At 51.3% G+C, this 23,489-nt stretch carries 15 protein-coding genes; 9 read left to right on the top strand and 6 right to left on the bottom strand.

The genetic code is table 11. The features are described from left to right. Window positions 1-282: 282 nt before the first annotated feature. Window positions 283-3,069: an ATP-binding protein gene (locus GK091_RS15915; protein ID WP_164040165.1), complete on the top strand. Its 2,787-nt coding sequence runs from the start codon at window positions 283-285 to the stop codon at window positions 3,067-3,069. 375 nt (window positions 3,070-3,444) lie between these two features. Next, entirely contained in the window at window positions 3,445-3,801 is a 357-nt protein-coding gene (locus GK091_RS15910; protein ID WP_164040163.1) for a LytR/AlgR family response regulator transcription factor, read from the top strand. Window positions 3,802-4,031: 230 nt separating this feature from the next. On the opposite strand, the gene GK091_RS15905 is transcribed toward GK091_RS15910, so the two are convergent. Next, on the bottom strand, window positions 4,032-4,694 hold the full coding sequence (locus tag GK091_RS15905) for an HAD-IA family hydrolase (protein ID WP_246202240.1): 663 nt from the start codon (window positions 4,692-4,694) through the stop codon (window positions 4,032-4,034). 211 nt (window positions 4,695-4,905) lie between these two features. Here GK091_RS15905 and GK091_RS15900 point away from each other — a divergent pair, with 211 nt between their 5' ends. Continuing rightward, the gene (locus tag GK091_RS15900; RefSeq protein WP_164040161.1) at window positions 4,906-5,073 is read left to right on the top strand and encodes a hypothetical protein; all 168 of its coding nucleotides are present in this window, start codon (window positions 4,906-4,908) and stop codon (window positions 5,071-5,073) included. 455 nt (window positions 5,074-5,528) lie between these two features. Beyond that, a complete protein-coding gene (locus GK091_RS15895; RefSeq protein ID WP_164040158.1) occupies window positions 5,529-6,143 on the top strand; it encodes a chemotaxis protein CheB in 615 nt (204 codons plus the stop codon). 43 nt (window positions 6,144-6,186) lie between these two features. Here the strand turns inward: GK091_RS15895 and GK091_RS15890 are convergent, their stop codons facing one another. Together GK091_RS15890 and GK091_RS15885 are read right to left on the bottom strand one after the other, a co-directional pair. Then, window positions 6,187-8,034 carry an alkaline phosphatase gene (locus GK091_RS15890; RefSeq protein WP_164040156.1) on the bottom strand — a complete coding sequence of 616 codons (1,848 nt, stop codon included), beginning with the start codon at window positions 8,032-8,034 and terminating at the stop codon, window positions 6,187-6,189. 197 nt (window positions 8,035-8,231) lie between these two features. Further along, window positions 8,232-9,551, bottom strand: a complete 1,320-nt coding sequence (locus GK091_RS15885; RefSeq protein WP_164040154.1) for an esterase-like activity of phytase family protein — start codon at window positions 9,549-9,551, stop codon at window positions 8,232-8,234. Between the two features lie 155 nt (window positions 9,552-9,706). On the opposite strand from GK091_RS15885, the gene GK091_RS15880 reads away from it, so the two are divergent. The 3 genes from GK091_RS15880 to GK091_RS15870 all read left to right on the top strand — a co-directional run bounded on the left by GK091_RS15880 (window position 9,707) and on the right by GK091_RS15870 (window position 13,191). Further along, window positions 9,707-11,203 (top strand): capsule assembly Wzi family protein, encoded by a 1,497-nt coding sequence (locus GK091_RS15880; RefSeq protein WP_164040151.1) that lies wholly within the window; start codon window positions 9,707-9,709, stop codon window positions 11,201-11,203. Window positions 11,204-11,372: 169 nt separating this feature from the next. After that, complete coding sequence (locus GK091_RS15875; protein ID WP_164040148.1) at window positions 11,373-12,158, top strand: DUF2490 domain-containing protein; 786 nt, start codon at window positions 11,373-11,375, stop codon at window positions 12,156-12,158. 148 nt (window positions 12,159-12,306) lie between these two features. Beyond that, window positions 12,307-13,191, top strand: a complete 885-nt coding sequence (locus GK091_RS15870) for a sugar phosphate isomerase/epimerase family protein (protein WP_164040146.1) — start codon at window positions 12,307-12,309, stop codon at window positions 13,189-13,191. Between the two features lie 109 nt (window positions 13,192-13,300). On the opposite strand, the gene GK091_RS15865 is transcribed toward GK091_RS15870, so the two are convergent. Then, entirely contained in the window at window positions 13,301-15,091 is a 1,791-nt protein-coding gene (locus GK091_RS15865) for a fibronectin type III domain-containing protein (RefSeq protein ID WP_246202239.1), read from the bottom strand. A gap of 789 nt (window positions 15,092-15,880) precedes the next feature. Here GK091_RS15865 and GK091_RS15860 point away from each other — a divergent pair. Further along, a complete protein-coding gene (locus GK091_RS15860) occupies window positions 15,881-18,751 on the top strand; it encodes a gliding motility-associated C-terminal domain-containing protein (protein ID WP_164040141.1) in 2,871 nt (956 codons plus the stop codon). A 346-nt stretch (window positions 18,752-19,097) separates the two neighbouring features. Next, the gene (locus GK091_RS15855) at window positions 19,098-22,445 is read left to right on the top strand and encodes a M43 family zinc metalloprotease (protein ID WP_164040138.1); all 3,348 of its coding nucleotides are present in this window, start codon (window positions 19,098-19,100) and stop codon (window positions 22,443-22,445) included. A 165-nt stretch (window positions 22,446-22,610) separates the two neighbouring features. Here GK091_RS15855 and GK091_RS15850 read toward each other — a convergent pair whose 3' ends face one another. Then, the gene (locus tag GK091_RS15850; protein ID WP_164040136.1) at window positions 22,611-22,868 is read right to left on the bottom strand and encodes a hypothetical protein; all 258 of its coding nucleotides are present in this window, start codon (window positions 22,866-22,868) and stop codon (window positions 22,611-22,613) included. Window positions 22,869-23,074: 206 nt separating this feature from the next. Further along, the gene (locus GK091_RS15845; RefSeq protein ID WP_164040133.1) at window positions 23,075-23,332 is read right to left on the bottom strand and encodes a hypothetical protein; all 258 of its coding nucleotides are present in this window, start codon (window positions 23,330-23,332) and stop codon (window positions 23,075-23,077) included. Window positions 23,333-23,489: the final 157 nt, after the last annotated feature.

The raw sequence follows: 23,489 nt of genomic DNA, 5'->3' as shown, positions 1-23,489 counted from the left end.
AATAATTGGTTAAAAACGCTATCGGTAGCAGCCAGTTCTTGAGGCCGGTAGCACTGGGTAGATGAAATTATTCGGATATTTGTCTATACTTGTTCATATACTAATGAGTTGATAGGCTCAGTGCATCAGTTTCGTTTTCAGGGCATAGTAACAGAACAGAATTCTGAATGGACGGCCTTGAGTCAATAACTTACCAATAGAGTCGAGAGAATGTTCAGGAATCGCCGGATACTAGTAGCAGGGCTATATGGCTGCTTATGGCTTTTATTCGCACTAAAGGCTGTGGCTCAGATTCCTGTGACCCAAGTGCCGGTTCCACCATTACCAACGCCGATTGATTTACAGTTTCAATACTTGGTCGACTCGACCAATCAGCTTACCATCGGGCAACTCACGAATCAATCGAACCACTGGAAATCCGTTGGCGACGGCACCCTGATTCTGGGCTTTACAACGCATCCCGTCTGGTGCCGCTTTACCGTACAGCAGGCCAGACCGGCTGCCTATCCCTATGCCCTGGAACTGACCAACTTTTACGTCGATAGTTTAACGCTCTATCAGTCCGATTCCCTCGCGACATGGCAGGTTCAGTACTCCGGCGATCTGATTCCGTTTGCGTTGAGGACTCCTTCCTCGCGCTTTCCCACGGTATACGTGTCACTCTCTGGAACGACGCCTGTAACCTTTTACGCCCGTGTTCTATCGACACAGCACCACGGCTATCAGTGGCGGATCTGGGATCGGGCTACGTTCATCACGAATCGATTACCTGATATAGACCGCTATATCATGTTTTCGCTGGCGATCATGCTGTCATTATTCCAGCTGGCGTTGCTGGTATTCATGCGTCACTATGTCGTACTTCGTTCCTACGCTCAGTTTGCGCTGGTCGTTTGCCTGAGTGTTTTTTTTGCGTCGGGGAATTCGAATGTTTTGTTTCCTCACTCGCCTTACTGGGCTCACACGAGCCACTTTATTACCGTTGGGCTTCTGTTGCCCTCCCTGTCCTACTATGTGGTACAAGCCTATCAGCTACCCCAGCACAGGCCCCGGCTGGTCTGGGTCTACGTGGGGTTTGGTAGTTTAGGGATTCTCTATGCGGTGCTTAGTCTGTTTGTGCGCCATCCCTACATCACCTGGGTAATAATAGCTGCGCTGGCGATCATGATGGGATTTACGCTGCTGCTGCTGCTCGTTCTGTTCTTCAGTGGCATTCGACCGGCTATCTGGAATGTACTGGCGCTGGTGCTGACGTTGCCGATCTACACCTATTTTTACGGAAGAAATGCCGGGTTTTTTCCTGGCTCGATGCACGAGGAAACGCTTAAATTTCTGTTGATGCTCTGTTTTGCCCTAGAACCGGTTTTCGTGGTGATCATGCTTTGGCAGGCTACCCGCGAACGCGTTCAGGCGGCCAACCGGCTAACCATCGAACAGGCACACCGCGAAACTATCCAGGCGCTCGACCGGCTCAGAACGGACTTTTTTACTAATGTCTCCCACGAACTTCGCACGCCGGTTACCTTACTGCTAGGGCCTGTACAAACCTTGCATACCCGCTTCCCGGACAACGAGTTATATGCGCTCATGTATCGTAATGCAACCCGGCTCCAGACACTCATCAATCAGTTGCTCGATCTGGCAAAGCTGGATGCCAATCAGATGCGCAACCTGCCCACCGCGGGTGACCTGGCCGATCACATGCACAGCTGGATTACCCAGTTCGACGCCCTGGCGCAAAAGCGATCAATAACCCTAACCGTACGGCAAAACCAAGCCAATTGGCTTGCTTTGTATGACGCTGATAAGGTTGAAAAGATTGTGACGAACCTGCTTAGCAATGCTCTCAAACACACGCCAGACGGCGGAGTCATTACGGTAAAGGCTCTGTACAGCACAACAGGGCTGACGCTGGAGGTGGAAGATACAGGCGCAGGGATGGACGCCGAAGTGCTGGCTCATCTGTTCGATCGGTTTTATCAGGGGGCAAAGACCAATCGATTGGAGGCCGGTACGGGCGTAGGATTGTCACTAACCTACGAACTGGTCCAATTGCTCGGAGGGACTATTACGGTGAACAGCCAACTGGGTAAAGGGTCATTATTCTGCGTGTCGCTCCCCGTTGAAAAAAGCACGGGTTATCCACTAGGTAATGAGTTCGGGCCATCTATCCACCAGCCGACAATCAATAAATCCCTTGAGCGTGAGTTGATCGAGAGCGTGGGAACACTACCAGCTGAGGCTGCTTTCTCGAGCGAAGAGTTCAGTAACGAACGTGAGCCTGAGAAGCCGTTGTTGTTAGTGGTCGAAGATGATTATGACTTGCGTACCTACATACGTATGACCTTAACGCCATACTATGCTGTCCTTGAAGCCGTCGATGGCCAGCAGGGGCTGGAGATGGCCCTCGATGCCCAACCCGATTTGATCATCACCGACCTGATGATGCCCCGGCTTGATGGACTGGACTTATGCCGTGCGTTGCGCGCCGATTGTCGTACCGATCACATTCCGCTGATCATGCTTACCGCCAAGGTGACCATCGAGAATCGGCTGGCAGGTTTAGAAACGGGTGCCGATGAATATCTGACCAAGCCGTTCATACCAGCCGAGTTGATACTGCGGTTGCAAAATATACGCCGTAGACAGGCGGCCCTGCAAACGCGCTGGCAACAAACAGTCGCTGGTCTGTCGCTCAGTTCAGCGATCCGTTCACCGGATAATCAGCGAACGCCTGACCCGCTCCCCGATGAGTTACCCAACTTTTTGAAGCAGGTCTATGCGATTCTGGAGCAACATCTCGACCAGTCCGACTTAGATGTGGACTATCTGGCCGATGCATTATCCCTCGGTAGCCGTACGCTCAATCGTAAGCTCAAAGTAGTACTGGGCCTGAACACCAGGGAAACGATTCGGTCGTACCGACTCCAACGAGGTAGCGACATGCTGGAGCAGGGTGTATCACCGACTCAGGTGGCTTATGCGGTGGGTTTTGGAAGCTTATCAGCTTTTGGGAGAGCCTACAAAGAGCAATATGGTCATGCTCCTTCGGCCAGACAACGCTCGTGAAAACGGTTATGTTGCCTGGTACAGATTTTTAAATTTATATACATTTTGTCGTTATATTTATACTAATTAGATTGTTTTATACGTATTTTTAGGCTGAAAAGGGGCATATGTGTCAATCGGGTAGAGTTTTTGTCTGATTCAGTAGAGCCATTCTGGCCACAGAAACCGAGATTTGCTAGTATCGAACGGCTGATCATAGTAGATGAGTTGCCCATTTTCTGACTCTGAATATCGGTCAGGATCAGGGGTACTTTTGTCGTATGCTTACCTGTGTTGATCGCGTTTCCGGATTGCCTTTTTGTCCGGTTCGTCACCCATGCTTTAGGTCGAATGTAGAGCCTTTTTGTACCGTTACACATACAACTATTTGTCCACATGAAACCTTCTTTTGCCGCTGGCGTTCGTCAAAAGGTTGAAATTAGCAGTATAATTGCGATTACAGGCGACGTTAATTATAGCTATGTATATCTAGCCAATGGGCAGTGTCAATTTCACAGTCGGACACTGAAATGGCTTCAGGATAGATATCCCTCGCTCCTGCGCATTCACAAGAGCTATTTGATCAATCTGAATCACGTGACACACTATTCGTTAAGCCGGGGAAGAAGTCCACACGGGTATGTCGTTATGGAGAATGATCTGAAGCTGAGCGTATCCCGACGAAACGTAGAACTGGTGCGAGAGTTACTGAATAAGACTCCCGGTCGTGCTCAACTGATCAGCGTGAATTGAACCAAGTATAACTGAACTTTTCGCTTTTATCCACAACAGCGCTTTACAAGTTAATGGTTAATTCGTAGCCAAAAATTGATCGGCATTTTAGCTGGGCCAAACTCCGGCTGGGCCCAGCTAAATCAGCTATTCTTTACTTAGTATCGTCGGGTCTGATGGGGAGAAAAGCTCAGCTTTCGTCCAAAAGATGCTAGAGTGTCTGTTGACAATAGCCTGAAAACGGCTGGTGGTTAGTTTCTCACGTGGTGCCCAAGTGCCATTCGTATAATATCATTCGTTGTATGGAACAAGGCAACACCTGTGTAAGTTGCCAGCACATCAGGTCTTGTATAGCCCCAGGTTACCGCGCCAATAGCGATTGCCGCTTCCTGAGCCGCTTCGATATCCCGAACTTCATCGCCTATGCAGAGCGTTTCATTGGGTGTAACGCCACTCTTCGCCATCGCTCGTTTAAATTTATGGTGTTTACCAAACAGCGAAGAGCCGCACCCATAGTAGGTAATCAACGAGGCACAGTCGGGACCAAGCACCCGGCGTATATTCTCTTCGCTGTTCGAACTGACGATGGCCAGCTGGACGCCCTGGCTAGCTATCGTTGTCAACAGTTCAGGTATACCATCGAATAGACGAATCTGATCGATATCCTGCGCCATCCGTTGCATAAATGAACTGGCAATGACAGGAATTTTCCAGGCTGGTAAGTTGGCGCGCTTCATCAGCTGCCGGGCGTCGAGTCCACGCAGTTGCTCCACCTCTTCGGGCTCGATTGCTGGAAAATTGTAGGTAGTCGCCAAGGTATTGATCGTACGCAGAAAATAAGGAAATGTGTCGGCTAGTGTACCGTCAAAATCGAAAATGATCAATTTATAGCGCATGATGTTGATAGGAATCATAATTGAGCCTGTCCGCCTGAGCCGATTCGGTAGCTACCCAAATCCGACGAAGTACTCCGCCGGATGCCAGTCGTTTTTTAACTATGGGGTAATTAAGTAAAGGCTGATGGCACAAAAAAATGAGTTATGGTAAAATTTAATGTGACAAAGTAACAAATAACGCATCTAATAGTGACAAGCCGCGTTGTTACACCAATTCAACGACACCACGATGAACAAGCAACGAATAGATCAGTCGATTACCCACTTCACGCAATGGACGTTTCACGAACAGCTGCCATCGTATATACCCAATCATCAGCAACCGTTTCGTGTTGTTTCAATCTACGAGCGAAGTGGCCCGCAATACACCAAGCATTTTCTGATGTGCCTGAATTAGACGTCGAAAGCTGATATTACTGACAGTTACCATAATCGCACATACACCAATACATACATTGAGAAGTAATTAACTTACCATTGATGAGTAAACCAGGTGGCGACAATTAATTTAGTATAATATAACGAGATAGTTCTTTAAGCCAGACTCTATTTAGGGGCTGGCTTCTTTGTTTTTCTTTCGCTTCAATTAAATCGCATTTCTAGCTACACAACGGATTTTAGAGCAACTTTACTGGCTGGTCTCACGCCGAGTGGTTCGTTTTGAGTCGCTGGTTCGCTATCGAATAGACAATGCTGATTACAGACGCCACTACACGAACGAATAGCTCATCATGCGTTCTATGGTGCTGTGTCGAGGTAAAGGCCAGTCATACGGTAAGCTGTGGATCGGTGATCAGAAATATCGATGTACGTAACGTTCGTTTCAGTTCTATCCTTTTGACGTAGCCGCCCATGACACCCCCCCGTCCTTTTTTTGTTGTAGCAATTGGTGTCGCAGCTGGCGGCTATTTTCCGCTCTGGGAGTTTTTTGAGCAGATTCCGCCCGACTCCGGAATCGCCTTTGTTATTATTCACCACTCAAATCAGGACTACAACAGCATTGCGGATACACTACTGGCCAGACATACGGCTATGCCCATTCATTGGGCGACCGAACAGCAGCGAGTTAAGCCTAATCACGTTTACTTGCTGCCGCAACACAAGCACATGACCATCAGTAAAGGCCATCTTCATATACAGGGGGTAGAAGACCAACATCAAAACCAGTGGCCAATCGATGGCTTCTTTCGCTCGTTGGCGAACGAAAAAAAGGAACAGGCAATCGGAATCCTGTTGTCCGGGGCAGGTTCCGATGGTACATTGGGCGCGATTCAGATTCATGATCATCAGGGTATGATGATGGTACAGGACCCGAAGACCGCGCTTTTCGCCAGTATGCCGCAATCCGCGATCATCAAGGATCACCCTGACGAGGTTCTGTCCCCCAAACGACTGGCCGAAGTGTTGCTGGCTTTTGTCGCCCCCAAAGACCCGTTGCTTCCGCAGGCAGATACCCGCAAAACGTAGCGCGCTACCCTGACTGTCGTTGGAATGACATCCCCACTGTTTGCTAGTTTTTAGTGGCGTGGTAGGTCCGCAGAATGGTCATGATTTTTCGCTGAATTTCGGTGTTTTCGTAGACACCTCGAAAATCCAGCGAATGAGGTCCGTAAGCGAAAACGGGGACCATAACGCCCGAATGATCATTGGTGCTGAAATTACCGTCGACGTAGCCGCGGGACAGGTTGCCATCCAGCAGACTCAGGCCACCTGTTTCATGGTCAGCTGTGATGACAACCAGCGTTTCACCATTTGAATCGGCAAACCGAATAGCCTCGCCGATCGCCCGGTCAAAGTCGAGCATTTCCTGCACGACATACCGGACATCATTCGCGTGTCCACCGTAATCAATCTGCGCCCCTTCGGCCATGACGAAAAAGCCTGCCTTCGTTTTCTGAAGATCGTGCATCGTTTTTTGCAGGCTCTTTGTCAGGAAATCCGGTCGTCCTTTGCTGATCGCTACCACAGACTGATCATCGAGCAGCACAAAAGGTGGTTTCAGGCTTTCCAGCTGGCTAAACTGGGTGCCCACCTGATAGCCGTTGCGCTGGAGCGTATCCAGCACCTTCTCCTCCCGAAAATAGCGGGAGCCGCCACCAATCAGAATCTGCACGGGATTACGCAGAAAGTCAGCCGCAATTTCCCGTTCGAACATCCGGTCAGGCTGGTGGGCATAAAAAGCAGCTGGGGTCGCATCGGTAATGGCCCCCGCCGAAATAAGGCCACTGACCATGTTCCACTTTTTAATGAGCGTTGGAATAGCCGGTAGCGCCTTTCCGGTCGAATCAACCCCAATCGCGCGGTTGTTCGTTTTCTGTCCGGTCGCCATGGCCGTTCCTCCGGCGGCTGAATCGGTGATGTAGGTATCGGCGGCACTGGTCTTGGAGAAGCCAACGTTCAGTAGTTTGGCCAGGTTCAGGTCTCCCCGGTTGGCGGTCAGACCCGCATAAATCTGAGCCAGCCCCATCCCGTCGCCAATGAGCAGAATTACGTTTCTGACACGACTCCGGCTGTCGTTGTTACGGTAGGTGGGCTGGTAAAGAGTGTGTGGCGTAGGGTTCTGGTATTCAGCCGTTTTTCGTAGACTCAGGAAGTGCCCAAGCGGAGCGATCTGATCGGTATTGATGTAATCGACACCCAGGTTCATCAGCGATTTCCAGGTGTTGACGTTATCGGGTGTTGCCCAGAACCGGATTTTTTTACCTAGCTGATGCACGCGCTGAACAACGTCCTGAATAGCGGATCGCTCCTTTTTGACGATCAATCCTTTGCCATTCCAGCGGGTATAGCGCGTAAAATCCTGACTGATCAGACCCACGTGCGCCAGCTGGTCGGGCGTGTAGGAAACATCGGGCCGACCATCGAACTGAATCCAGTCCGGATACTGACTGAACTGATTGGGTGGGGGCACGTTACCACTGACGACCACCTTCACCGGTCCTCCTTTGCCAAAAACGTCTGGATACGTACTCAACGCCTGCACGAGCAAGGGCAACGACAACCGGGCGGGTGTTTTCAGGTCGATCAGCCATTGCAGACCGTAGCCGGATTTAGCATAGATTTTGCCCTTGTTGGCCCGTACTTTTTCGACGATTGGATTGATATACAAAGCCTCCAGACTGCGGTTGGGGAGAATATTGGCAGAGTCATGGGCGACGTAGAGCCGGCCATCGCGGGCATAAATGTCCGCTTCTATGGAGCCAAACTGCTGATCGTAGGCCTGCCAGAACGGGATGGTTTGCTCGTAGTCGTTGTGGGAGTGAGCCTGTTCGGGTGAGTAGGTAATCGGTGACTGCGCACGGGCCACATAGCAGCTACTTAGCCAGAGGAGACTGGTGAAGAAAAACTGGTTTATCATTTGATTTCAGATGGATAACGATAGTAGGTCGTCTGAACGATTTGGGTCGTACAGCCCTGTTTTCGCGGCAATAAATATACCTGATATGTCAACAAAAATAGGCCACAATTGCCGTGGCCTATCTGTCAATGTACCAATCAATTTTTGTCCGTGTGGACGAGAGTCTGGTAAGCCGGCGACTGGGTTCGGCGAGCAGATTACCGCAGTGGTGATTTCAGCGGTACGAAATAGATGCGGTTCAGATCGACCTTGCCCGTAGCCGGTAGAATTTTTGAAGCAAAACCGTTTTGCCCATTGTCGACCACACCGAAGTCATCATCATTGGAAATAGCCAGGCGGTTGCGACCGATCAGGGCAACACCTTCGGCTTTGTCGTGCGGATACACCGGCGAAATGTCGGTCAACAGATCGAGCACTAGTGTTTTGGTGACGGGAACAACACCGGCTGTTTGCAAACCGGCCTTATCCTTCAATTGCTCGACGGTTAGCCCGTTGAAGAGCTTACCCGTTTCCGCGTTGGCCGGGTCCGATATGTCCGTTGCTCCTGCCAGATCGAATTTGTACACTCGCTTGAACGCGGACGGTTTTGTGGGACTGCCGCCGTAATCGCCATCGCGCTCCAGTGCCAGGAAGGTTGTGTTGGTTATGGCGGCAATTTCGCTACACCCGGTCAGGCTGGCGTTTTCCATCAGATAGACGTACTGCTTCGTGGCACCAGTAGCAATGTCGAACGTCAAAATCCGGATAACCGTTGAGCCAGATACCGCCGACGAAGAAGGGTTGTACATGGGAGACTGCATCAAACCGACCAGCGTTTTCCCATCAGGGGTAATCGTCAGCCCTTCCATGCCGCGATTCGGGCGACGTTTGGCAAATACTTTCGGTATTGTCCGTCCACCCGTGCCGCTACCGAATGGATTGATGCGCTCGATCGTTTTGCCCGTCGCGTCGACATGCACGATGTGCGGACCATATTCGTCACTGATCCAGAACGAACCATCGGGCATCAGTACCAACCCCTCGGAGTCAAGTCCATCGGCGCTGGGTGTGATGGGCTGCCCGTTTAAATCGAGTGCAAGTTCACCCGTACTTCCTTGTCCTACCGGATTGGGCAGTCCCGTTAGTAACTGGCCCGCTGCATTTTTCAAGAGAATGGTCTGTTCCAGCACCAGGCGATTGCCAACAAGCCGGAATTTGCCGATCTGGGGTGTAAAGTCGGCCTTCCCGAAAATGATGGAATTAGCCTGTACACCAGCCGCATTCGGTCCCCGGTCGGTCAGTAAATAGAACACCGATGGATCAGTCAAATCGGGGGCGATGGACGAACCGAAACCACCGTTGTAGAGAACGGTACCGTTGGGGGCGGTAGACAGAATTTTAGGATTTGACGCTTCGGCAAACGATGGATACGTAAAGTTGTCGATCTGATCGAGTTCTTCCTGGCAACCGGCGAGTAGGAGCCCACCAGCGATTGCTGCGTAGACAAATGTATGTACTGAGCGTAATTTTGTGATCATAGTGCGTGAGAACAAGGAATTATTCCGCAAAACTAAGGGCCTTGTATTACTAGAATGTGAGGAAAGTCGCGGCCAGATTATGGTATTGTGAAATTATCGACAGTGGAGCCGGTGGTTGTTGCAGTGGGTCGGAAAGTCGCGTAGTTTTCGGCTCGATGTACCAATTTTGTTTCCGGGGATTGATCCTGTTTATGCTGGCATCCCAACTGGTTTGGGCTCAGCCAGTCGCCCGAATGACGGGTTATGTGGACCTGCACACGTATGCGGCTACGGGTCAGCGGATGCCGTTCTGGCTGCGGACGAATCAGTGGGGCGTGGTACCTCTAAACGCTCCGGCGGCCAGTCTCCGGCTTAGCCTTTGCCGCGAGTACAGACCCGCTGATTCGAGTCTGACACGGAAGTTTGACTGGGGATTTGGTATACTGGCTGTGGGTACGCTTGCTCACAACGGTACGCAGCCCAATCATTATCCGGTTTTTCTTCCGGCCGCTTACCTGAAAATGCGGCTGGGTAAACTGGAATTATGGGGTGGACGGCGTCCGCAGGTCGTTGGCCTGATCGACACGTTGCTGTCATCGGGCTCCTACGCCGTTTCGTCAAATGCCTTGCCGATCCCTCAGATTCAGCTGCTGTTGCCTGACTTTGTGCCGCTTCATTTTCTCAACGATGTCATTGCCCTTAAAGCCGGATTTTCGCACGGGTGGTTCAACGTGCCCTACATTCAGGGAGCGATGATACACGAGAAATTCATCTACGCTCGGTTTGGGCGACCTGCGTCGAATCTCCATGTGTTGGCAGGTATCAACCATCAGGTACAATGGGGTGGACACGCCAAATACCTGATCAATTCGCCGGTTGCTAATGACGGACAACTGACGACCGATTTTGGTGACTACCTGAAGAGTGTCGTACTGGGCCAGATTCCCAAAGATCTGGGAAATGTTCGCTATGGCAGCTTTGATGCAGCCAATCGCATTGGTAATCACTTGGGTAGCATCGATATTGGTATCAGTCTGGATCGTCCGGCATCGTCCTGGTTGATTTATCATCAACATCCGTACGAAGATGCCAGTGGGTTAAGCGGACGCAATGTGCCCGACGGATTGTATGGTTTGCGATGGCTCAACCGGGGGGCGAGTGCTGACAGACGCCATCCATTCTGGCACTGGCGTCGCATTGTGGGCGAATTGCTGGTGACGACCGATCAGTCGGGTCCGTATTTCTCGCGACCGGGCCAGAGTTACAAAGGTGCTGATAATTACTACAATCATTCTCAGTACGTGGAAGGCTGGTCTTACCGGGGGCAGACCCTTGGCACCCCTTTTCTGATACCCCGCCCTGACCTGGCCGCAACGTCGGAGCCGGGCGAATTTTATGTTCCCAGCAATCGGGTTGTCGCCTATTATGCCGCTTTTGAAGCCCTTGTCAAAAGCAGGATGGCTGTAACTGGCCGTTTCTCCTACAGCCGTAATTTTGGTAGTTACTCGACGCCTTTTCGGACTGTTGAAAATCAATTTTCGGCCTGTCTACAGCTAAACACGCCCGTATCTACATCGAGAAAGTCGCAATTACTCATCGATTTAGCCTTTGATCAGGGGGCATTGCTGGAAAACAATCTAGGCGTACATGCCGGATTTCGTCGCTACTGGTGAGCGGTGGATCAAGGCGTTGTCTTGAGTATCGACCGTATCTATAATCGGGTCACTGGGTTGATTACCGGAACATCAGTCGCCAATTGTTAGTTAGGTGCCGGGGGCAAGTTGATCGAAACGCCCCATTTTGTACTTCACCGATGATTTGGTGCAGTTTATCGCAACTTTGATGAGTATACGGCACTATACAATACTGACTGTTCTGTTTTTTTTAATCGTATTCACCGCGAACGGACAATCGCCCCGCTTACGGGATACCAATGCGCTGGCCTGGTTCGTCTACACAGGCGATCACCAGATTAGCCAGAAGTGGGCCGTACATACCGAATACCAATGGCGTCGGGTGGGGGGGCTGGGTAGCGCTCAGCAACAACTGGCCCGGCTGGGGCTTGTCCACAAACTTACCGATCGGGTAAAGGTGTCGGGTGGCTACACGTATTTTCAAAGCTATCGGTACGGCGCTTACCCCGAGGTACTAGGTCGTCCCGAACCCGAGAGTCGAATCTACGAAGACATTACGCTGACTGACAAGCTTGGTCGTTTGGGACTGGAACACCGTGTCCGACTGGAACAACGCTGGCTGGGTTCGCGCGACCAGACCGGACAAGGGCCCGTGCAGCAGTGGGAGTACCAAAACCGGATTCGGTATCAGCTATCGGTGGAGTTTCCGCTGCAAGGGCCGACGATCGACGATGGCGAGTGGTACCTGAATGCGTTTGACGAATTGTTTATTGGCTTTGGCCGTAATGTAGACGACAACGTATTTAACCAGAACCGATTGTCAGGTGGCCTTGGCTATCAAATTACGGATAAGGCCAAGCTGGAATTGAATTATCTTTATCAGATCCGGCAACACGCGGAACCGGATCCCATGGCAAACCGATCGGTCGTTGAACTCAATCAAGGCTTTCGGCTGAATATCGTATACGGTCTGAATTTTACCCGAGAGCCGTAGCGTTGGGCTGAGGTTGCTCTAGCGATCTCGCTTGACAAATAAACGTTGTGTAAGTATCTGACTGGCATTGTATGCTTTAGCTGATTAAGTAACTAGCCAGCAAGCCGGATCCATTTTCCGGACTAGTCAGGCATACATCCCAACGGCTATGTCTGATATCGACCGAAAAACGTTCCTGAAAGAAGCTTCCCTGCTGGCTGGTGCCACCCTTGTTCCGGGACCGATCTGGGCCGCTGAACCAGTGCGCGAGAAATCGTTGGTCAAGCTGGGTTTTGTCACGTATTTGTGGGGAAAGGACTGGGATTTAGCAACGCTGCTAAAAAACTGTGCCGATGCCCGTCTGTTCGGCGTGGAGTTACGTGTTGAGCACGCCCATAACGTCATGCCCGAACTGAATGCCGCACAACGGCTGGAGGTCAACAGAAAATTTGCCGACAGCCCGGTTAAACTCGTTGGCCTCGGTACGAATCAGCAGTTCGATTACGTAGATCAACGCCAACTTAAAGCTTCTATTCAGCGGGCAAAAGAATTCATCCGGTTGAGTGCCGACGTGGGCGGATCGGGCGTAAAAGTGAAGCCCAATGCCCTTCACAAAGAGGTGCCTGTCGATAAAACAATAACCCAGATCGGAGAATCCCTGAACGAGCTGGCGCGCTACGGGGCTGAACTGGGTCAACAGATCAGGCTGGAAGTACACGGGGAAGAAACGCAGGAACTGCCTGTCACCAAACAGATTATGGATGTGGCTAACCACCCAAACGCCACCATCTGCTGGAATTGCAACCCGCAGGATCTGAACGGGAGCGGGTTTGAAGCCAACTTTACGCTGATCCGCGATCGGTTCGGCGCTACCTGCCACGTCCGTGAGCTGGATCGAACCGATTATCCCTACCAGGCGCTCCTGGCCAACCTTGTCAGGATGAATTACAAAGGGTGGGTATTACTGGAATGCCACACCAATCCGGCGGATAAACTAAAGTCCATGAAAGAGCAGCGGGCCGTGTTCGACCGGATGATTGCGAAAGCAGGATAGCCGCTCATTATTCATTTGGGCTCCACTCACCGTACTGCTGTCAAAACCCTTTCGATTCGTTAACGCGACAGTTGTCAGCTGAGTCGATAAACGTCAACTGATTACCACCTCATTGGGGCACTACTTTCAAATTGCCTCCCGGGCCAAACCGCAGGGTACCATCCAATGTCAACGACTGAACGGAAGCTTCCTGAGTGAGGGTTACGGTTTTTCCCACGGCAATACGGATACGGTCGCTTACCGTGGGTACGCGTCCACATTGCCAGGTGGTTATATCCGAAAAATTACCGCTTTGAACGCTGATAAGCTCGCTGCCTGTTGCACAATCGATGGTTACTGATGCATCAGCCGTTGACTCGGCAAGGGCTGTGATCGCTCTAAGCCGATACGTGTAGACGCCCGCACTGGCAGCATTGGTATCGACAAACGTTGTCGAGCCGGCCGGGAGCTGCACCAATCGGGTGTAGGAAGCATCCTGCGGGCGTTTGCGTTCGAGAATGTAAGACTGCTCGGAATCATGATCTGTCCAGGTAAGTCGAACGGATCGTGTCGATAGTATCTGGGCGATAAAATCATTCAGCGGAGCCATTGGCGCATTGATCGGGACATCCCAGAAGCTAAAAGCGCCTAAGCCGCGCTGATTTTTAAGCAATGGACCGGGGAAGATCGTGGCGTAACCCGGTAACGGGTTTCCCATCCCATCGAGCAACGGGTAATTGGGCGGGAGGTAGGCTAGTTTCTGTTCCGTTCGGGAGCCACTCAGTGAAAGGGTAACCCGATAGCCGTCTGCCTGACCGGCTAGCACGCTTCCCGGTTGCTTATCGAGCAGAAGCCATTGGGTCAACTTGTGGGTAGTAGGGTTCCCGTACGTGTCAGCGACGGTCGTGTCGTTTGGCCAGATGATTTTTTGTCCTTCGTCAAACTGCACGACAATCTCCTGCCGGGCCGCTGTTCGGTAATACACCTTCTGCACGTTGGGCGACGTTATCTGAGCCGTATCGGTAGAACCGTACAGGTCTCGGGCTACGATCTTAAAAATTTGCGCCCCGGTTTGCGCATAACCCGCAACATTGTAGTGAATGCCATCGTATCCGATTGTGCCAACGGTTGCATGCGACACAATCAGCGGATGGATACTGGATGCCCGGCGCTGGTAATCGCGCATGGATGCGGAGGCTTCCAGGTGGCCGCTCAGCAGATTAATCTGAAACAAGTAGAACCGGCTGATCTCAGGATAGTCGAGCTGAACATTCTGATAGAGTTTCTCGAAATTTGTGGGCCAGGCCGGCGCATTGCCGCTGGTTTCGTTTTCGCCCTGCCGAAAGAAATAAGCCTTTACGGCGCCCTTCAATCCCCCTTTGGTCACCCGATACAACATCTTCCCGTGGTTGGTAGTCAGGTCCATTGGATTGGCCGCATTCCGTATGTTGAGGTGTTCGACCGAAGCACCCCCCGCCGATCCGTTGATGACGCATATTGGAATACCGTAGGTCTCGATAAGCTGACGGGCCAGTTCTGTGCCCCACACGCCCGCGGAGGTGTAGCCAGTTTGTCCACAAGGGCCCCAGAGCGTATCGGCAGGATTATAATCGTCGTAGTTCGTATTATTTGTATATATGCCGACGGTTCGAATGTACTCGTTCTGATAGGTGTACGTGGGCTGATAAGAAGCGGCATTCGACTGGCCACTAAGTAGATACACATCCCCAGCGACAATATTCTGCCGGTCAGCAACCAGCACGGAGTCCGACGCGCCAGATCGGTAGAGAAATACCTTCACCCCATATTCGGCCCGTTCGGCTGAAATTGTGGCTGACAACGAAAAGGGAGCCGTATCCGCTGTGTACGTCAAAAGCTGACTTACGTAACGATACGGTGACTGGTTACGCGTTACCTGCATGCTTACCCGACTGTAGCCAAGAGACCGTACCTGTCCTGATATAGGTACGGTTGCTAGTGAATTCTGATTACGGGGAAAAAGCTGATAGGAAGCTGGGAGTTGGGAAAAGCTTACTTGTTGACCATAACCTGAGAAAATAACGGCAAGCCAAAGCCAAACGAATAAACACAATGTACGTACAGTCATGGAATGGATAGTAAATCCGGAAAGTAAGTAGAATAAAGCTGTCAAAAATACCATAACTTGGTAAAAATCAATGTATCAATTAGGCCGAACCCTACTTTAAAAAACAAAATAAGTAGAAATGTAATTTGTGAGTAGTTTTACTAACCTATAAAAGGGAAAAAACTATCATTTTATCATTAAATAACCATAATTATTCTGGTCTGTACAGCGGCTGCTCATTGTAATGAGACGATAACTGCCATTCTTAACGACGATAAAGCCTCACGATATGGAGCTACCTGCTATATAGGTTTAAGTAAAAATTTAGTAATGTATGCTCTGTTTACCAAGTAGATAGATTAACTATCTTCGCTAGCCTGCTTATAGAGAGTAAATAACTATCGTTAGTGATAAATAATACAAATGTTACTTTTTGGTGAAAAATAATAATAGTATCGCGTTCAGATCACGGCAAGTCGGAGTCTGTCAGCACTGCGACTATATGGTAAGAAGAAATAGATTTACAAGGCTCAGTTGACGCTATTGCCGTTTTGAGTAACTGCCTGATTATAAATAAGTATTATAACGTCGTTTGGTGTCAGGAGCGACAAAAGCACGGATTGAATGACGTATGTTTATCTGTTTTTTCTGGGGCTTTTTAGTGGGTTGGCAGCCATCGCTCAAAACTGCCCGACATTGGTGACTCCTGGTATCAAAGTCTCTCCGGTTGGTTTGCCAAACGGGCAAGCCAGTGCATCATTCTGTCAGGGAGAGCGTGTACAATTAAACGCTCTTACGGGGGCAACGGGTGTTTCGTACCAATGGAAACGGGACGGGGCGGATATTGCCGGCGCTACCGGATCTACACTGACTGTCAGTCAGGCGGGAGCGTATGCCGTAACGCTCACCCAGACCGGAAACTGTTCAGGTTCTATTGGTTCGGGTGTCACAACCATTAGTGTGAACCAGTGCGGTAGCGGGGGATTAGTGCCCATACTGGGTGGGCAACTGGAAGATTATAATGCAGGTGCCGAAACGCAATCCTATGTTTTCTTAAAGGCTGTTTACCTGACCAATACGGCTTCCCCTACCAAATTTCCTTCTTCCATAAAAGCCTATGTATACCAAAAACGGGACAATAAATTGGTGACAACGGTGTCGATGGGTAGGGGTTCTATTCAGGATGGCCAGTTTACGCCCCTGCCAGGTGCTTGTGATGGTGATGAGTCGAAAATTCAGAACGTGCTGTACTTTGGCTCAATTAACTTTCTGGCATCCGTATACAATGATCCGGATGGGTATTACGTCACGACCGAACCTGTATGCTGCCGTGAGGTGAGCGATAATGTGGCAGGAACCGGTCCCGTTGTTTTTTACATGGAACTGGGCGACCGAACACGGTATAACCTAACATCGTCGAGAAGCACGTTTGGCAGTGTTTTCGGGTTGCCTGCCCGCATTGAGACCTGTGTGAATCAGCCCGTACAGCTCAACAGTTACGTAACGGCCAGTACCAATCTGAATAATGTACGTTATTCGCTGGTGACGCCGTCAACGGGCGATGCCAGCACGCCCGTTAAGGATGTTAGCTGGGCCACTGGATACGGGGCGAACAGGTTCATGGAGAGTGCCGCCCCGTTGCAAATCGACCAGTCCGGTATCATTACCGGGACTCCGACAAAAGTTGGTACGTTCCGGTATGGTGTTAAAGCTGAACTCTTTCAGGGTACGTTCAAAGGGTTTGAGTTGCGTCGCGAATTAATGCTCCAGGTGAAGGAGTGCCCGGCAGCAACACCCCCCACCGTTGTCTTGTCAGCTGTGGGCAAACCCAGTGAACCCGTCACAGGCACGATATGCGAAAACGGATCGGTTCAGCTTACGGCAAAAACGCCGTTGAAAAACGTGAATTACCAATGGTATCTGAATGACAAGCCAGTCAACGGTGCTACCGATTCCGTACTGGTTTCCCGGCAGGGTGGTCGTTATACGGTGGTGGTCACCAGTGAGTTGTCGTGCCCGAAATCGGCAAGTGCCAGCCCCGTTTCCGTAACGGTTAGCCCCAGCCCAACCGTTAATCTGATCGTCGGCAGCTTATCAGGATCGTTGTGTCAGGGCGGTGCGCTAACCCTCACGGCAGCCTCGTCGGCTGTTGGGGCAACGTTTCGATGGCAACGCGACACAACGACTATAACCGGGGCTACCTCGGCAGTTTACGAAACCAATAGAGCGGGTAGTTACGTCGTCACCGTTACCGATGGCAATGGATGTACGGGCCGATCAACACCAGTACCGGTAACGACGAACGCTCCTCCCGATGCATCCATTCTGACAGCCGAAAATACGATTTGTTCCGGTGGCCGTCTCCGGTTGCAGGCGAATACCGGCAGTAATTTGTCCTATCAATGGATACGGAATGGGTCGCCCGTGAGTGGGGCCGTGTCCGTTGCCTACGACGCTTCAGAAGCTGGCGTTTATACGGTCATCGTTAAGGCTGCGAGTTCCTGTACCGCTATTTCAGCGCCTAAATCCGTATCCGTAACCAGTCCACCCACGGTTACCATCACGGGTCCAGTCCAGCTTTGCCGCAATGCGACCGTTCCATTAGCCGCTAACGCCAGTGGCACATCGCTGACCTATATCTGGCTACTCAATGGGGTGACGATACCCGGCGCAACCGGTGTCAATGTAGACGCGAAAAGTGGTGGTAACTATCAGGTGAAGGTGACTGACCCGAATCAGTGTTCCGCGACGTCGGCCAATTGGTTATTGACTGAAATTGACAAAGTCAACGTTCTCATCGACTCGATCCCACCTTTTTGTGGCACTGCAAGTACGCCCGTAACGCTTGCGGGAACGCCTGCCGGAGGGGTTTTCAGCGGTAATGGTATTGTTGGATCGCAGTTTTCACCCGCGCTGGCTGGGGTTGGCGCACACGACGTTGTTTATACCGTTACGGGTGCCACAACCTGTCAGAGCGGCACGACCAACCGAATGATTGTTGTCAGGGCAGGCCCAACCGTAAACCTGCCAGACGAGTTAGTGATTCAGCCGGGTGGATCGGTTACCTTACCGGGACCCGCGAGCCCAACCTACCAGTATAGCTGGAGTCCGTCGGCTGGTCTGAATATGTCTTCCGTGGCTAGTCCGATGGCTTCGCCGGACCAAACAACTTTGTATCGACTGGTTGTACAGGATTCGTTCGGCTGCACGGCGCAGGACAGTGTACGGGTCGTTGTCGTAACTCAATTGTATGTGCCGGATGCGTTTACGCCCAACGGAGACGGACAGAACGATGTCTGGGCACTGCGTAACCTGACCCAATTCAAGGATGTGGAGGTTACGATTCTCAATCGCTGGGGACTAGTAGTTTTTCAGTCAACCGGCTACGACAGACCGTTTGACGGGCAGGGTTTACCCATGGGTGTTTATGGCTACGTCATCACCTACGATACGCCCAAAAAGCGTTTGGTAGGATCTGTCGTTTTGCTGCGATAGCCAGCTACTTTTCTCGCCGATCCGCAATAGGGCATGTACCTGAGAGACGGTAATTGGCGTAGAGGGAGGCATTATATCGATTCCGTTCGCTATAGGTGGCGAGTTCAGGCAGACACCTGATTTAGATAGGTAGCGTAGACAAACGAAGCGAATCTGACTTGATGAATTTTGTAGTAGGTTGTTGCCTGATATCCTGTTAATAAACTGACTTTTAGGGACTTGAGTATGGGTTGCCCCGTTATTTTTTAAGCGGTAAGTGACGGGTGTGAAGCAGCTAGTATTTTCGCTACTTTCTCGACTGGACCGCGTCGGACCAGCACACCTATCTGCATTTCTACCCGAACCAATGAACCGAATCATTGCCGCTACTCGCATCTGGCTGCTCTTACTCATCTGTAGTACTCCATTACTGGCTCAAAAGTCTCCTGTTCCGCTGCCTCAATGTGGAACAGTGGACCTTACACCCCAACAGATACGGGCACTGGTGCAACAGGGAAACCTGGCCCTGGAACGCAAACGGGCCTCGGGAGCCGCCTTCAATGCCATCACCTACATACCCATTCGACCGCACATCATTCGGCAAAGTAACGGCTCCGGAGGCTTTCCGCTCGCCAACATGAATCAGGCAATCGCTATCACCAACAGCTACTACCTGTTAAACGGCTACGGTATTCAGTTTTACTTCGCAGGAACAACGCCCGATTACATTGACGACGACGATATGTATGCCGGCTTCGGAAACCAGTCGGTCGATGGTCGGGATGCGACGAATGCGCTGAATCAATACTACGTGAATCAGTTTACAACTCCGGGGCTGGGTGGCTATGCCTACTACCCCGGAGACGGGATTTACTCCACCCGTTCCTTTATTTTAACCGGAAATTTTCAGTCGCTGGATGACTTGGGCAACCGGCTGATTCCGCATGAACTAGGGCATACCTTCAACCTTATCCATACCTTCGGTCAGAATTCAGGCAATGGATCACTGGGTAGTGGTGTAACGACCGAACTGGTGACGCGGGGAGCCGGGGCCAACTGCGCAACGGATGGAGACCTGATCTGCGATACGCCCGCCGACCCCTACAACATGACTGGTGCTAACCTGACTTCGATCACGGGTTGTCCCCAGTACGATCCGAACAGCACCGCCCGCGATGCCAACGGGCAGCCTTACTCGCCTTCGGTCTCCAACATTATGTCGTACTACTTTCCGTGTACGCACGATTTTACGCCTGGCCAGCACGATCGGATGCAGGCCGCCCTGGCGTTGCGTCAGACCCATACGGCCTATTCGCTCGATGCACCACCGACCGATGTGGCTGCCCCGAGCAATCTGCGCCTTAGCACGAACGGCGCTTTGGTGACCCTGACCTGGCAGGATAATGCCTCCAACGAGATGGGCTATTTCATCGAGCGCTCCACGTCGCCCACTACGGGTTTTTTGCCCATTGGGGGGGTAGAGCCTAATGCAACGGCGTTCACCGATAGTCGGGCGACCTCGCCAAACCGGTACTATTACCGTATTCGCCCTTCGAATGCAACGACGGGGGGGCTGAGCACAACCATCGACGTAACGCTCACGGGCTTATCGACCGCCGTCACCGGGACCACTGCCCAGTTGAACTGGCCTGCTGCTGGCGCAGGGGCTACCTATGACGTGGAATGGCGTGCCGTCGATAGCCCTGCCTGGACCACGCTATCGGGTCTGACAACAAACACAACTTATCTCTACGGACTAGCTACCAACACCACTTACGAGTGGCGGGTCAGAACGGTGGGCAGTGGTCAGTATGCGGGTCCGGTCAGTTTTACCATTCCCTGTCAGGCTCCTACATATCCGTATTCGTATCCGGCCCGGGTGTCGGCTTCCCTCTCCTGGAGCAATTCAGTATCCGGCCAAACCTATAATCTGCGCTGGCGGGTCGTTGGTAGTGCTGACTGGACAGTCAGGAACCTGCCCGCAACGACGAGTTTCTATTCGCTGACAGATCTACAGCCATCAACTACCTACGAATGGCAGATACAAGGGGTTTGTTCGCCGACGGTGAGTAGCGACTTTACACCCCTCCAAACCTTTTCGACCTTATCCTGTCAGACGCCTACTTCATTACAGGCCTCTACGGTGGCGTCCTCATGGGCTTACCTGTACTGGTCAATCAATTATTACGAAACAGGCCGAACGACCGAACTACGGTATCGGGTAGTAGGAAGTGCTGACTGGACGGTGGTGAATAATCTGACGACAACGGGCTATTCACTGGCGGGTTTGAGTAATAATACACCGTATGAGTGGCAGGTGAGAAGTATTTGTCCGGGTGGGCAACAGTCCGACTTTTCGACGTCCAGTTATTTTACGACGGTATGCGCTATTCCCCAGGGCTTGTACAACGCGATAACAGCCACAGGAGCCCGTTTATCCTGGTACACCAGCGGTAGTACTGAAATGGGTCGTACCTTCGAGTTGCAATACCGGGTCGCAGGCAGTGGAGACTGGAATTCTGTCAGCAATTTAAGTAATACGAATTACGTCCTGACGGGCCTTTCGACCAATGTGGCCTACGAATGGCGAGTCCGCCAGGCGTGTTCCGCGAACGCGCAGTCGGAGTACTCGACAACGGCGACCTTCACCACCCGGTGTAATCCCGTACTGTCGTATAATGCCTATGTCTCCTACGTGACGTCGTCGTCGGCCCAGTTCTTCTGGTACGTAGAAAACGAAGCGGGTACGACGTACGAAATCCGCTACCGCCCCCTGGGTTCATCCGAGTGGACAACTACGGTCAGTAATCTGACGGCTACTACCTCGGCGGGTAATTTTAACGTAACGAACCTGCCCAACAATACGACGTTCGAATGGCAGGTTAGCACGGTCTGTTCATCCACCGAACGCTCGGCCTTCACAACCGGGCCGAATTTTACGACACAATGCCGAATCCCGGATTGGCTCAGTGTCTATTCGACCACGTTTACGGGCGCTCAGCTCGCCTGGAACCCAATGGGCGTAAATGTGACCTACGATCTGCGCTACCGGCGGACAGGCACTACCGAATGGACCTTGCTGGGAAACCTGCCGGATCGAACGACATCACTCACCGGGTTGTCGAGCAGTACGGGCTACGAGTGGCAGGTTCGTACGAGTTGTACCGATGGGCAGTATTCGGATTTCTCGACGATAGCGGGTTTCTCGACGCTCCAGTGCAGCAGCCCCAATGCAGCTATGTATGGGGCTACCGAAAGTTCAGCCATACTCAGTTGGTATTTGAGCGGGGCCGCTGCTGATACTCGGCTCGAACTGCGTTACCGGGTTGCTGGGACTGCTGACTGGACAACTGTAAGTAGCCTGACAATGTCCAGCGGATCAGGAAACTATACGCTGGATGGACTGACCGGTTCAACCCAATACGAGTGGCAGGTAAGATCGCTGTGTTCGCCTTCAGAAAGTTCAGCCTTTACAAATTCGTATAGTTTCCAGACAAAGGCAGCATGTACACAGATGTACACCCTGAAAAGCGGTACCTGGTTTGATCCAAACATATGGTCCTGTGGTCGGGTGCCAATCACTACAGACACTGTACATCTGAAGCACGCTGTAATCATACCGCAGAATTATCAGGCCACGGCTCGCCGTCTTGTTTACGATGCTGCCGTGTCCGTGATGTGGATGAGTGGTGCCCGTTTACTCCTGAGTCAGTAACGTGGTGATTTAGCGCTAAATCACCACGTTACTGACTCAGGAGCATGATTTGCCTACGATGAACGTGAAAGCAAATGCCCACAGCTCTGACTGAGACTGTGGGCATTTGCAGCGTGAACTACGGAACTCACTGACGCACTGGCCAGCGTGTTCACAACGTACATATTATAAATAACCTTTCTTCGCTTCGTCGAGATCGGTCTCTGTCAAAAGTCCCATCTGACCCAGCGTTGTTAATCCCTCAACGGTATGAACCCGCTCAGGATCATTGTGTTTCGTTTCGTCAACGGTTCCGTAAACCGCCTGTTCAACGGCTTCCCGTAGTTGTGTCACGTTCTCAAGAGCAAATACCTCCTGGGCGTGAGTGGGCTGTGTGTCGTGTTCGTCGCTTGCTGGAAGGACCGTTTTCGTATGTTTGGCCATCGGAGAAAACAATGGGTTTCCTCTATTAACAGGAAATGACAAATTAGGTTACGATTTTTATTACGATAACACTGAACTGTAAAATTTACTTTACTGGATTAGGCTGATTGTAAGAATGTTCTCGCAGAATGATGGCCAATATGATCGATCTCTCCGACACGGCGTATTGAACACCATCCCGCGTAAACACATACCTGTAGAGCAGGCTATTCTTGCTCAAGGGATGTGTTGATCCTGCTGATCAGCTCATCGGGAAGGTTGTGGTAGGTAATGGTCGCGTCTTTCAAATCCTCCTGTAGGATGAGTTCAACTTCCCCGCCGTACGATTCGATCTCTTCTTTAAATGGGGCAAGGTCAGCCGTCAGGTTTTCCCGGAACCCGTCTATAATAGCCTGTCTGGCGTAGTCAGCTATCACATCATAGGGCTTATCGCTGGGCATCAGCGTCATAGAAATCTTTATCATTACCGTGGTTTATAGCTAGTCTGGTTATTGGAAACGGGTGTGCACCGGGCTCAACGATTGATCGATAAGAGTGGTGCAGACAAAGTTACGTAACCTGTCTCGATTCATCTCATCATCGTTCGCTCGACGACTGCCTACCCGCTGAAACTTTATGCTA

Origin of the sequence: Spirosoma agri, from assembly GCF_010747415.1 — a bacterium.
GTDB lineage: Bacteria > Bacteroidota > Bacteroidia > Cytophagales > Spirosomataceae > Spirosoma > Spirosoma agri.
Note: the sequence above shows the minus strand (reverse complement) of the source record. Positions and strands in the feature narration are given on the sequence as shown.

What these genes read in the sequence shown, in the direction of transcription:
- GK091_RS15890 (WP_164040156.1), bottom strand. Translation starts at nt 8,034, where the DNA reads ATGATAAACCAGTTTTTCTTCACCAGTCTCCTCTGGCTAAGTAGCTGC.
- GK091_RS15910 (WP_164040163.1), top strand. Translation starts at nt 3,445, where the DNA reads ATGAAACCTTCTTTTGCCGCTGGCGTTCGTCAAAAGGTTGAAATTAGC.
- GK091_RS15855 (WP_164040138.1), top strand. Translation starts at nt 19,098, where the DNA reads ATGAACCGAATCATTGCCGCTACTCGCATCTGGCTGCTCTTACTCATC.
- GK091_RS15895 (WP_164040158.1), top strand. Translation starts at nt 5,529, where the DNA reads ATGACACCCCCCCGTCCTTTTTTTGTTGTAGCAATTGGTGTCGCAGCT.
- GK091_RS15905 (WP_246202240.1), bottom strand. Translation starts at nt 4,694, where the DNA reads ATGATTCCTATCAACATCATGCGCTATAAATTGATCATTTTCGATTTT.
- GK091_RS15900 (WP_164040161.1), top strand. Translation starts at nt 4,906, where the DNA reads ATGAACAAGCAACGAATAGATCAGTCGATTACCCACTTCACGCAATGG.
- GK091_RS15885 (WP_164040154.1), bottom strand. Translation starts at nt 9,551, where the DNA reads ATGATCACAAAATTACGCTCAGTACATACATTTGTCTACGCAGCAATC.
- GK091_RS15850 (WP_164040136.1), bottom strand. Translation starts at nt 22,868, where the DNA reads ATGGCCAAACATACGAAAACGGTCCTTCCAGCAAGCGACGAACACGAC.
- GK091_RS15875 (WP_164040148.1), top strand. Translation starts at nt 11,373, where the DNA reads ATGAGTATACGGCACTATACAATACTGACTGTTCTGTTTTTTTTAATC.
- GK091_RS15865 (WP_246202239.1), bottom strand. Translation starts at nt 15,091, where the DNA reads ATGCAGGTAACGCGTAACCAGTCACCGTATCGTTACGTAAGTCAGCTT.
- GK091_RS15860 (WP_164040141.1), top strand. Translation starts at nt 15,881, where the DNA reads ATGACGTATGTTTATCTGTTTTTTCTGGGGCTTTTTAGTGGGTTGGCA.
- GK091_RS15880 (WP_164040151.1), top strand. Translation starts at nt 9,707, where the DNA reads ATGTACCAATTTTGTTTCCGGGGATTGATCCTGTTTATGCTGGCATCC.
- GK091_RS15870 (WP_164040146.1), top strand. Translation starts at nt 12,307, where the DNA reads ATGTCTGATATCGACCGAAAAACGTTCCTGAAAGAAGCTTCCCTGCTG.
- GK091_RS15845 (WP_164040133.1), bottom strand. Translation starts at nt 23,332, where the DNA reads ATGATAAAGATTTCTATGACGCTGATGCCCAGCGATAAGCCCTATGAT.